This window comes from Scandinavium goeteborgense, assembly GCF_003935895.2.
Taxonomy (GTDB): domain Bacteria; phylum Pseudomonadota; class Gammaproteobacteria; order Enterobacterales; family Enterobacteriaceae; genus Scandinavium; species Scandinavium goeteborgense.
In genome coordinates, this window is sequence record NZ_CP054058.1 from 1007726 (window position 1) to 1018711 (window position 10986).

Here is a 10986-nt window from a genome sequence, read left to right on the forward strand (position 1 = left end):
GGGTGCGTTGCATGTCGGGGTTTTGCCTAAAGCCATAAGAAGAACTGTTGGACAGTGATGCGCTAAGAGCAGGCGTTTTGACATTATAATGATATGGAGAATAGGATATTCACTATTCAACTTCGAGACATTCTTGATCTAGTGTTAGCCCACCATTACCATTCATAACAAAAACATTGAAGGTTCCATTTTCATCATTGTATTCAAAATACAAAGGGTCAGACTCTAACGTTTTACCTTCTGAATCAGTCATGACTGTAGGGTTTAGCTCGATCCATCTATTGTCTTCGAGATGTTTAGCATAAAATTTATCACCCGTATTCCTAACGACTGGTGACATAGCTTTAGTGTTCGGGTCATAGTATTGAATGTTAGATGTTACTTGAAGTGTTAGAACTCGAGTCTTTGGGTTCTCTTTTACATGATAAACCGTGTCAGAATTATAGATTTTTTTCATGTAAGGGAAAGCCGCAGACTCTGAACAAGTAAAATCAGTCGCATAACCTTGAAATGATACTATCAACAACAATGCTAGCACATTAATTTTCATTGATTGAAACACTCTGTATACATGCCAAATAAACTTCATCTAATGGAGTTTGAAATTAAAGCATGTCGGCCGTTTAAATTTTATTTGATTAAGATAATGAATCAAAAACCTTTGGGTACTCATTAGAGACATAACTATTTCTGTCTGCTCTGAACGTTATTATACAGGCATTTGTCTCTAAAACCATTCTCCACCAACAAAACCTCATAACAGCACCTTCGGGTGCTTTTTTCATTTAAGGAACCATGAAATGACTTATCCAGCTAACACCACCCTAATCACCTTATCCCGTCCAATGAAACTGAACGGCGAAGATGTTGAATCCATCCAGATGCGTGAGCCAACGGTGTTCGACAAACTGCTGTTCGAGAAAAATAAAGGCGCCGCGCTTGAGAAAGAAGTGGCGATGATTGCGGGCCTTTGCAGCCTTAACCCTGGGGATCTGCACCAGCTTCCAGCTTATGACTACGATCAGCTGACGGAGGCATTTAACGATTTTTTGCTGCCACCGGCGGAGCGCTCGAACCTGAGTTCCTGAACAATCAGCCGGGGATCACATACTGGTGCCGCATTACGTTCAGCGAGCAGCTCACACTGCCGCTGAGTATCTGGCGGCGCTATCTGAAAAAGGCCATTAAGCAGAGCGCGGCGTAATGTCAAAATCCCAGAAGTTTAACGCCTCGATTAATTTCGGGGCGTCGCTTGACCCGTCAATGTCGCGGACCCTCAAAGGGCTGACGCGCGGCATCGACGATATCAGCGAGGAATCAGCGAAGGCGGCAAAATCACAGACGGCCTGGATGCGTCAGGTGAAAGCAGGCTCTGCGGGGACTACCGCACAGATAAAGAATATGGAACGGGCGACGGATACGCTCGTGAAAAAGCAGGCTTCACTGGAGAAACAGATCCGTGAAGGCGTACGCGCAGGGAAAGACGTGTCAGACCTTGCGAGCGAATACCAGCGTGTTGCCGCCGGGATAGGGCGGGCAGAGCACGCGCTATCCCGATTGAATGCCCAGCAGGAACGCGAGAATAAGCAGGCTGAGAAACAGAAACGCCGCGATGAACACTGGGGCCGAATGAAGGCCATGCCAGGCAAGGCGCTGTCGTTTGGTGCCAGCACGCTAATCAGCGCGCCGGTCGCTATTGCTGGCGCTGGCGTGGCGGGTATTACCGGGCTGATGGGCGGTGCACTGGCGCTTAACAAAAAGACTGCGGAGGAGTATCGCCTGTCGAAGCAGTACGGCATGTCATACCAGAGCTACAAGAACGGCAGTATTCTCGCGGAGCAGGCCGGGCTGAACGGTGAAAACTACGGGGACCTGTCAGAAGAGCTGAGTAACAAGCTGGGTGAGCAAGGCAATGATAAATCGCTAAATCCGTTGCTGGCCCAGATCGGTATGAACAAAACGCAGATGACGGGCAGCAAACAGCAGCAGTTTGATCAGGTGATGCAGGCTATCTCCGTCGGCATCAAAAATAAGAGCCTGACAGCCCAGCAGGGCGAATCACTTGCCGACCAGCTGATGGGCGGTGAAGCCAACAAGCTCGTGACCTACATCGCCAGCACCGGCAAATCCTTCAAGGAAGTGATGGATAACGCCGCTCAGCTCAACAATGTGTCTGAGGATGAAGCACGTGCTGCGGCTGAGTCGAGTCAGGTTATCAGCAATCTCTGGACGTCCGGGGAAACCGCTTTGCAGGGTATGGCCGGGGAGTTAGGTAAGGCATTCGAACCGCAGCTGAAAGCATGGGAGCAACAGGCTACGCAATGGATCAGTAACAATAAACAGCAGATCGCGAATGAAATCACTGAGTGGGTGAAAGGTGGTGGTCCGGAGCGAATTGTCCACGGACTGGAAACCTTCGGGCGTGCTGTTTCACAGGTTGTGAAATGGATAGACGCAATCCTGCCTGAAAACGATGAACGATCCCCGGCGCAGATGACTACAGCACAGGACGCCAGGCAACGCGCCATCGAAACTGAAGAACAGAAGCAGGGTGTGAGTTCTCTGGGTTATCAGGAATCCATCAATGTCGCCAACGCCGGTGAGCAATCGTGGAAGGACGCCCATAGCCAGGCCAGAGTCCCGGATGGCGTTAACTTTGATGACAAGACATTCGGTGTGCCAGTCCCGTCGCTGAAAGCTCCGGCACCGCAGCAGACGAACCACGTCAATATCACGGTGAACACGCTACCTGGGCAGGATCCGACGGAGTTTGGCCAGGGGGTCTACGACGCTTTCAACAAAGCGACGCCTGGCGTACCGGATTCGGGCGGGGCTGACACATTCGATATTCCAGCATTCTGAGGAGCACGCTGTGCAATACACAACGAAAGACGGCGAACGGCTGGATATTATCTGCGCCCGCCATTACGCGGCGGTCAATAACACCTTTGAAGCCGTTCTCTTTTCACCTCACAACTATGACCTGACAACGAATGAAGTTTTCAATGCCGGTTCAACCTTCGACCTCCCTGTCGTAAAACCCGCAGAGAAGAAAACAAAAACATCACTCTGGGATTAACCAATGTCTTACATCGATACCGGCAACAAACCATGGCTGCCAAACTTTGCTATTTCCGTCGAGGGTGAAGATATCACCGACGCAGTGCGTGAGAACCTGATTGACCTTACGCTGAAAGATTACGGCGGTGATTCCAAAAAGAGTGACCAGATATCATTTGCGGTGGTTTCCCCTGATATGAAATTGCCGGGGAAGGGCGTGAAGATATCGGTGTCCATGGGCTTCGGTGACGAGCTGGTGGATAAGGGAACCTTCGTGGTTGATTCACGTTCGTCCGGTGGTTCATCTTCACAACCGCGCGTTATTGAAATCACGGCCCGTGCATTCTCTAAAACGAATGAGCGTGGCCACAGTTCGTTGCAGTCGCAGAAAACACGCTCCTTTGCGTCAGGTACCTTGATGGGCGATTTAGTCAGTACCATCGCAGCCGAACATGGCTTAACGGCCCGGGTGGATTCAACGCTGGTGGAACAGCCGCTCGCTCATGTTGACCAGCTTGGTGAAAGCGATATGAATTTACTGACCCGGATGGCGGCGCAGTATGGCGCAGTGAGCAAAGTGACGCACGATTACTGGGTGATAACACCCAGAGGGGCTCAAACTACGGTGAGCGGTAAACCTCTGCCGATGAAAACCATTACACCAGATATGTGCAGTAACTGGCGTTATCACGACACCAGTGATCATCCGGATAGCGGTCAGTCAGGTGGTGGAACCATCATCGTAAGTTACAGAGATGCGGATGATGGTAATCGGGTTAAAACGCTTACAGTCGGCAGCGGTGAGCCAGTCACCCATTACCCGAACGCACAAAAAGATATCCACGGAGCCAGGATCATTGCGGGTGGGTGTTCTGCCCACAGTAAAAAAAAGCAGGCGGGCATGTCACTGCTCCTGCCAGCTGGGCCTGAGCTCATGGAAATGACGGCCGAAGGGAAAATCGCTACCAATGGATTCGGTAGCGTGGAGGACAGGGAGTGGAAAATGTCCCAGTTACACTATCGGCTTACCGAGCAAGGTTTTTCATTAAGTATTGAGCTGGAGTAGATCGCCGTAAAAGGTTTTCCTGCTTATTAATAATAAATCATTTAATGTTTTTATAGGGGCTGACCCTTTCTTTCATTTGAAATCCCTCACTCCTGCAAATTGATCCATATCAAGAATGACGTACATTTATACATTCACTGAATTGATTGATTCGAGTTTAAAAATAAATTTAGTGTATATTGCCATCAGGTTGAATTTATACAATTCTATTTCCAAAGATGGTAATAATAATGAATAAAATGTTGATTGCATTATTCGTAGGCATTTCTTTATCCGCAAATGCAATGGATGTACCACAAGCAAACGAAGAAGTAGCCCATGCTGAAAGGAATTATTCAGCAGCAGTAGGAAGTTATAACAATGCAGCGCACCAGTTAGGTTCTGGTGTAAATAGTTCGAGTTATGAATCACAGCTTAATGATGCAGCTGCCGCGCGTGCGCAGGCTTATGCAGATCAAAGAAGTGCTATTCAGAATCAGCAATCACAAGCAATTAGAAATTATGGGGTCAAAACAAATTCGGAAGGGAATCCGGTTAGCATGGTAGCAGGGGTAAAGAATGACCCTACAGGCAATCCAGTTAATATGGTAGCAGGGGTAAAGAATGACCCTACAGGCAATCCAGTTAATATGGTGGCAGGGGTAAAAAATGACCCTACAGGAAATCCAGTTAATATGGTGGCAGGGATAAAGAATGACCCTACAGGCAATCCAGTTAACATGGTAGTAGGAGTAAAAAATGACCCTACAGGTCTTCCGGTTAGCATGGTAGCAGGTACGAAAGTTAATCCTACAGGTCATAACGTTATCAATGTTGCCGCTTCTACGCTTTCACCTTCAACCAAAGTGATAACGGATAAAGGAGTTGTCACGGCTGCAACACTTCCAAAAAATGCACAAGTTACAGTTCAATTTGACAGCGCATTTAATAAATCGGTGAAAGGTAGTAATGGTCACGCTACTGGGGGTAGCCATAGTGAGCATGGAACTGGAAATGGGGCTAATAACGCCGCAAACAGTCATAGCTCCCACGGTTTAGGGGGAAGTGAGTCTATCGGTGGCGGTCATTCAGGTGGCGGTTTCCACTACTAATTTATAAAATTATGCTGAGGTCGGAAAAGACGGTGTGTGAGTTCAGGTTCTAATACCTATTTGATACACCGGCTTGTAGTGCCGAGCGCAACCCTGCACACTGATGAAAATAATTAAGCTATTGAGAACGATTCCGAGTGGCGATGGATGCTATGCATTGCAGAAGAAGATGCAATTGTTTTCGGGTTCGCTCAACAGCGATACTTGTGTGGCATGCGCGACGTAGTCGTGTCCGATCGGTTCCGGGGCATAGTGAATGTCGAGTTCAACTTTTTCAGTCAGGTTGGTAAGGTAATCTTCGCGAGTTTGGTATTGCGCAAAATGGCCACACAGAGGTTCCTCCAGTTGTCAGCCTGAAAGGGTAGGGATGTAAAAAAGCCCGCGTAAGCGGGCTTTCTCGTCACTCGGGAGCCGCGGCTCCTTTGCGTATCCTTTTTTGTCTCATTACCGTCTGGTCGGTGTACTACTGAGACGACTAACTTCCTGTTTTTATTAGTGCTGTCCTTGCACTGTCCAATCATGATTGGTGGAGCTGGGGGGATTTGAACCCCCGTCCGAAATTCCTACATCCTCGGTACTACATGCTTAGTCAGTCTTTACATTCGCCGGGCAGCTGCGGACAGACACGCCACTACCAGACTAGCCTGATTAGTTTTAGCGATTTCACCCCAGGCAGGATGTCCACGCGATCTCTTTTGGTTTTGACCTCTCTTGATCCCCGTCTTAAGAGCGGAAGCTAGGGAGAGAGGGCTCTTAGCAGGTTATTAAGCTGCTAAAGCGTAGTTTTCGTCGTTTGCGACTATTTTTTTGCGGCTTTTTACGAGGCAAACCGCCCCTCGGCATGCACCTTGGGTTTCGCAAATCCCGTCGAATCCAGAATCAGCCCCAATGTGTCTGGTCCGAGTATAACAGACCTCTTACCTCCAATGCCACCGCCATAACCCCTATAAACGCTCACTTATCGCTCACGCAGCGCCTCTTTTGCACGGTTGAACGGTTTGATCAGGTAATCCATGACGGTTTTCTCGCCGGTTTTGATGTCCACGCTGGCGACCATCCCCGGTGATATCGAAAATTTGTGACCACGTTTGTTCACCAGATAATCCTGATGGGTGCGGATAAATACCCGGTAATACACGATTTCTGGCTTCACTTTATCCTGGATGGTGTCTGGGGAAATGGTCTCCACTTCGCCTTCGATGCCGCCGTAAATGGCGTAATCGTAGGCGGTAATTTTGACCAGCGCCCGCTGTCCGGGGTGGATAAACGCGATGTCGCGCGGCGAAAGTCGGGCCTCGATCAGCAGGTGATCGTCTACGGGGACGATCTCCATCATTTCACCGTTCGGCGGGATAACGCCGCCGATCGTCGTCACCTGGATATTTTTCACGATCCCGCGCATCGGCGATCGCACCGTCATGCGGGTCACGGAATCTTCGCGACCTTTGATGATCGACGAGAGCATGTCCACTTCGGCATTGGCTTTCGACAACGCCTCACGCGCCTGCACGTAATACTGCGAGCGCAGGTCGGTGATTTTCAGGCCGAGATCGCTTTTTTCCCGCTGCAACCGCAGCACTTCCACATGGCTCGCCGCCCCGCTGCGCTGTAGCCGTTCGGTGATCGCCAGCTCTTTATTGACCGAATTTAACGCGTCCTGCAAATCAGCCTGCGAGTCGATAAGCTGCGCGCGGCGGGATTTATACAGCCGCGTTTCCTGGGCAATAAGATCCGGCCAGGCTTTCAGTGAATCAGGAAACTTGAGCGGCAGGTCATTCACTTCGGCATTCAGACGCACGCTGGAGGCCAGCGACGCGCGGTAGCGGGCGGCACTTTCGCCGACGTTAGACTCCGACCGCGTTGGGTCCAGGCGCGCCACCACTTGGCCCGCCTGGACTTTGTCGCCTTCATGAACCATCAGTTCGGTGACGATCCCGCCGTCAAGCGACTGTAAAACCTGTTCGCGCGAGCTGGGGATCACCTTTCCGGTGCCGGTCGAGACTTCATCCAGTTGGCCAAACCACGCCCATACGCCGAGGATCAGAAACAGTACGGCGGAGAGCAGGACGATTTTGCTGGCGCCGGAAAACTCGTTCTCCCGACGAATATCCAGGTCGTCCATGGCGATGTCACGCTGATTGGTTTTCATTGTTCCACCCCCGTCCGCTGGCCGCCGCCGGAACCGGCGAACGGCTGTTGTTCATCGCCTGTGCTTTTGGCGCGTCCATGACCAACTGGCCTTCTTTCAGCACCACCACGCGTTCCACCAGTTCCAGCATCGGCACGCGGTGTGTGGCGACGATCAGCGTCCGGTTGCCGAGCCAGTTACCCAGGCGCTGGATAAACTCGCGCTCGGTGTGTTCATCCAGCGACGCGCTCGGTTCGTCGAGCAGGACGATATTCGGCGAGCGCAGCAGCATGCGCGCCAGCAAAATCGCCTGACGCTGACCGCCGGAAAGCCCGTTCCCGCCTTCCATTATCGGATGGTCCAGCCCCTTCGGCAGACGTTTGACGAAGCTGTCGGCACCGCAAATTTCCAGCACTTCAAACACTGCTTCATCGCTGGCGTGCGGTGCACCGAGGGTCAGATTTTCGCGCAGGGTGCCGAAAAACAGCCGCGCGTTCTGGCTCAGAAAACCGATGTTGCGTCGCAGGTCGGCCATGTCGATTTGCGAGATGCTGAGGTTGTCGAGCCGCAGATCGCCGTTGATGATTTCTATCCCGCCCGCCAGGGCCTGCAATAACGTGGATTTCCCTGCGCCGTTGCGCCCGAGCAGGGCCACGCGCTCGCCCGGTAGAATTTCCAGACGTGAAATGCGCAGCGGCACGCGCTGATCTTCGTGGTGATAGCGGAAGTGCGCGTTCTCAAACACGTAGTGACCGTGGAAAATTTCCTGATGCACCAGCGTTTCGTCGCGCTGAGTTTCGGTCGGCAACTGCATGATGCTGTCGAGCCCGGTTTTCGCGGCTTTCACCTGCTGCCAGCGGGCCAGCACGCCGCACAGCCCGGCCATAGGCGCAATCATCCGTGACGCCAGCATCGACGCGGCAACCACCGAACCGGTGGTCAGCGTGCCTTCAATCACCAGCGGCGCGCCGAATAGAATCACCGCCGCGTAGACCAGGCTTTGCACAGACATTCCCCAGCCAATAAGCCCCTGCGTCACTTTGCGGGTGCGCAGCCCGGATTCACCGGTGATGCGAATGTAGCTGTTCCACTGCTGTAAAAAACGGTTTTCCGCCTGCATCAGTTTGATGTCTTCCAGCCCCTGCACGCTTTCCACGAGTACCGCGTTGCGCAGGGTCGATTCGTGCGCTGACTGGTTGGCGAGAATCGCGAGTTTTTTCTGCAGCAGCAAGCCGGGCAGCACCATCAATACCGCGGCAATCGGTGCGATCCAGGACAGCTGCGGGGCGATGATCCCGAGCACAATAACGAACAGGAAAAAGAACGGCAGATCGACCAGCGTCGAAAGCGTGGACGAGGTGATCATTTCGCGGATCTGCTCCAACTCGCGCAGCTGAGAAATGAAACTGCCGGTGGAGCGGGGCACGGCGCTGTTGCGCAGCCGCAGGGCGTGGCTGAAGACGCGGTCGGAAATACGCATGTCGGCGCGTTTGCCGAGCACGTCCATGATGTGCGTGCGTGCTTCACGCAGCAGAAAACCGAAGATCACGGAAATCAGTACCCCGGTCGCCAGCACGTACAGCGTCGGGTAGGACTGCGCCGGGATCACCCGGTCATACACCTGCATCGAAAAGACGATCCCGGCCAGCGACAGCACGTTAACCAAAAATGCGGCGATCATCACCGGGATGTACGGGCGAAGATCCTGCAACACTAACCCTTTCATCCAGTCGGGGCTGAAGCGGGAAACGTAGGTGTCGACGCGGCTGTCCTTGAGCGCCGACAGCGGGCGTAGGGCCGCGACATATTTCACCGACGATAACAGTTCGCTGGCGACCACGCGGTTGCTTTCGCCGTCACCGTCAATCATGAACACGTCGACCGCATCTTCGCCGTTGAAGTGCTCGATCACCGCCAGCTGGCCGTCATCCAGTTCCGCTACCACTGGCAGTCGCCATTGGCTGAACGCGTGTTCGTTGAGGGTGAGCTGATGGAACGACAGCCCGGCCTGACGCGAAAGTTGCGTCAGGGCCGGAGTGTGCGTTTTACCTTTAAACCACGGGGCGTTGGCCTGAATCGCACCTGGCGAACAAACCACCCGATAGTGGGCCGCGACGTGACCGATCGCCAGCGCCCAGTTGCTGAGGGCATGGTCGCTGATGAGTTCTTCAACAGGAGGAGCGGCACGGGTCATGGCTGGATCTCCACGGACTGGATGCTGCGATTATTTAAGCCAAAAGCCTGGCGTATCGTGCCGGTGTTGTAGAGGCAGTCAAGCTGAAGCTGATGGAGCTGGCTTTGCGTTTGCAGCTCTGCAAAGCGTGCCTGGTAGACTTCCTGTTCGGCGTTAAGCACATCCAATAACGGGCGGGAACCGAGGTCGAGATACTGCTGTTGATAGAGTTCGCGGGTGCGTTGGCTGAGCTGCTGTTGACGGCCCAGAATTTGTAATGAGCTGGCAAGATTGAGCGACTGGCTGCGGGCTTCCAGCAGTTTCTGGCGCACGTCGAGCCGGGTGCGCTGAATGGTGGATTGCGCCGATTCCACGGCGTGACTGGCGGCATCGCGCCGCGCCGTGAGGCCGCCGCCCTGATAAATCGGCATTTCGACTTTTACCCACGTCGAATACTGCGTTTTATCGAGCACTTCGCTGCTGGGGTATTTGTCGTTGAGATAATGCTGGACGGATGGCTCCAGCGAGATGGTCGGCGTCATTTGCGCGTTGGCGTAATCCAGGTTCGCCTGTGCCGCGCTGGCCTGTGCCCAGGCCGCCAGCACCGACGGCACCAGGCGGTCTTCCGGTTTGGCCATCATGCAGCTTTGTTCAAGCTTGGCCGGAAACTCCGTACTGATCCCGTTGAGCGTATTCCAGCCGAGCAGGGTCATTAACGTGGCCTGCGCGCTTTCGAGGTTGGCCTGATACTGCACCATTTGCGAACGTGCCGATTCGATACGCGCGTTGGTCTGTACGACGTCCGAAAGGGAGGTGGCCCCTTCGTCGTTACGCTGTTGCGTGAGCTTGCCGATACCGTTGAGCGCATCGAGTTGTTCTTTGGCGGCGTCGACCATTTGCTGCCAGGACTGCACCTGTACCATCGCTAACGCGGTATCGTGCGCCACGGTATCGATGCTCACCAGCACGTTGGCCTGTTCCTGCGCGGCCCCGGCCGTTTCGGCCCGGACCTGGCTCGATACTTTGCCAAAGTCGTACAGCATCTGCGACAGAGACAGCACCAGCGAAGGGCTGTAGCCGTTATTGGTGTAGGTGTTGCTGTAACCGTTGTTCATGCCCGCGGTCACCTGCGGGTAATATTTCGATTTGGCGACGTTAATCTGCTCGTTTTGCGTCAGCAGTTTCCCGATAGCCTCCCGAATGGCCGGGTGCCAGTTTACGGCGCGACTCACCGCATGGCCCAACGTCAGCGTGCCGGGTGCGGCGGTACTCAGGGGAAGTTCAGCGGCAGAGCCATCGAGCGAAGGCAATCCCTGCTCGTTGGCGAGTCCTTCAGAACTGATAGATTGTGGCTCATCCTCGGCATACACCTGAATGGAACAGAGGTGGAATGCCAGCAATAATGCGACAGGCGCTCTTCTTCCCATATTGTGTCCCTTTCAAAAATCACAGCATGTTTCTGTTATTG

Annotated in this window: 9 protein-coding genes and 1 other RNA gene; 5 read left to right on the top strand and 5 right to left on the bottom strand. The window is 53.1% G+C overall.

Features of this window, described 5'->3' with window-relative positions; all coding sequences use genetic code 11:
- Positions 1 to 112: 112 nt before the first annotated feature.
- Complete coding sequence (locus A8O29_RS05700) at positions 113 to 550, bottom strand: hypothetical protein (RefSeq protein WP_125355898.1); 438 nt, start codon at positions 548 to 550, stop codon at positions 113 to 115.
- 250 nt (positions 551 to 800) lie between these two features.
- On the opposite strand from A8O29_RS05700, the gene A8O29_RS05705 reads away from it, so the two are divergent.
- The 5 genes from A8O29_RS05705 to A8O29_RS05725 all read left to right on the top strand — a co-directional run bounded on the left by A8O29_RS05705 (position 801) and on the right by A8O29_RS05725 (position 5217).
- A complete protein-coding gene (locus A8O29_RS05705) occupies positions 801 to 1088 on the top strand; it encodes a phage tail assembly protein (RefSeq protein ID WP_125355900.1) in 288 nt (95 codons plus the stop codon).
- 115 nt (positions 1089 to 1203) lie between these two features.
- Entirely contained in the window at positions 1204 to 2862 is a 1659-nt protein-coding gene (locus tag A8O29_RS05710) for a hypothetical protein (RefSeq protein ID WP_174081260.1), read from the top strand.
- 10 nt (positions 2863 to 2872) lie between these two features.
- Positions 2873 to 3079, top strand: coding sequence for a tail protein X (locus A8O29_RS05715; RefSeq protein ID WP_174081261.1), 207 nt, complete (start codon positions 2873 to 2875; stop codon positions 3077 to 3079).
- A gap of 3 nt (positions 3080 to 3082) precedes the next feature.
- Positions 3083 to 4126: a contractile injection system protein, VgrG/Pvc8 family gene (locus A8O29_RS05720; protein ID WP_174081262.1), complete on the top strand. Its 1044-nt coding sequence runs from the start codon at positions 3083 to 3085 to the stop codon at positions 4124 to 4126.
- Positions 4127 to 4356: 230 nt separating this feature from the next.
- Positions 4357 to 5217, top strand: a complete 861-nt coding sequence (locus A8O29_RS05725) for a hypothetical protein (RefSeq protein WP_174081263.1) — start codon at positions 4357 to 4359, stop codon at positions 5215 to 5217.
- 524 nt (positions 5218 to 5741) lie between these two features.
- On the opposite strand, the gene ssrA is transcribed toward A8O29_RS05725, so the two are convergent.
- The 4 genes from ssrA to A8O29_RS05745 form a co-directional block, all read right to left on the bottom strand.
- Positions 5742 to 6104: a transfer-messenger RNA gene (gene ssrA / locus A8O29_RS05730) on the bottom strand.
- A 71-nt stretch (positions 6105 to 6175) separates the two neighbouring features.
- Positions 6176 to 7339 carry an HlyD family type I secretion periplasmic adaptor subunit gene (locus A8O29_RS05735; protein WP_133461249.1) on the bottom strand — a complete coding sequence of 388 codons (1164 nt, stop codon included), beginning with the start codon at positions 7337 to 7339 and terminating at the stop codon, positions 6176 to 6178.
- 7 nt (positions 7340 to 7346) lie between these two features.
- Complete coding sequence (locus A8O29_RS05740; protein ID WP_174081264.1) at positions 7347 to 9539, bottom strand: type I secretion system permease/ATPase; 2193 nt, start codon at positions 9537 to 9539, stop codon at positions 7347 to 7349.
- Complete coding sequence (locus A8O29_RS05745; protein ID WP_174081265.1) at positions 9536 to 10945, bottom strand: TolC family outer membrane protein; 1410 nt, start codon at positions 10943 to 10945, stop codon at positions 9536 to 9538. The genes A8O29_RS05740 and A8O29_RS05745 overlap by 4 nt, the downstream gene beginning before the upstream one ends.
- Positions 10946 to 10986: the final 41 nt, after the last annotated feature.

Excerpts from the sequence above, each read along its gene's own strand:
- A8O29_RS05700 (WP_125355898.1), bottom strand. The coding sequence starts at position 550 with ATGAAAATTAATGTGCTAGCATTGTTGTTGATAGTATCATTTCAAGGT.
- A8O29_RS05705 (WP_125355900.1), top strand. The coding sequence starts at position 801 with ATGACTTATCCAGCTAACACCACCCTAATCACCTTATCCCGTCCAATG.
- A8O29_RS05710 (WP_174081260.1), top strand. The coding sequence starts at position 1,204 with ATGTCAAAATCCCAGAAGTTTAACGCCTCGATTAATTTCGGGGCGTCG.
- A8O29_RS05720 (WP_174081262.1), top strand. The coding sequence starts at position 3,083 with ATGTCTTACATCGATACCGGCAACAAACCATGGCTGCCAAACTTTGCT.
- A8O29_RS05725 (WP_174081263.1), top strand. The coding sequence starts at position 4,357 with ATGAATAAAATGTTGATTGCATTATTCGTAGGCATTTCTTTATCCGCA.
- A8O29_RS05735 (WP_133461249.1), bottom strand. The coding sequence starts at position 7,339 with ATGGACGACCTGGATATTCGTCGGGAGAACGAGTTTTCCGGCGCCAGC.
- A8O29_RS05740 (WP_174081264.1), bottom strand. The coding sequence starts at position 9,539 with ATGACCCGTGCCGCTCCTCCTGTTGAAGAACTCATCAGCGACCATGCC.
- A8O29_RS05745 (WP_174081265.1), bottom strand. The coding sequence starts at position 10,945 with ATGGGAAGAAGAGCGCCTGTCGCATTATTGCTGGCATTCCACCTCTGT.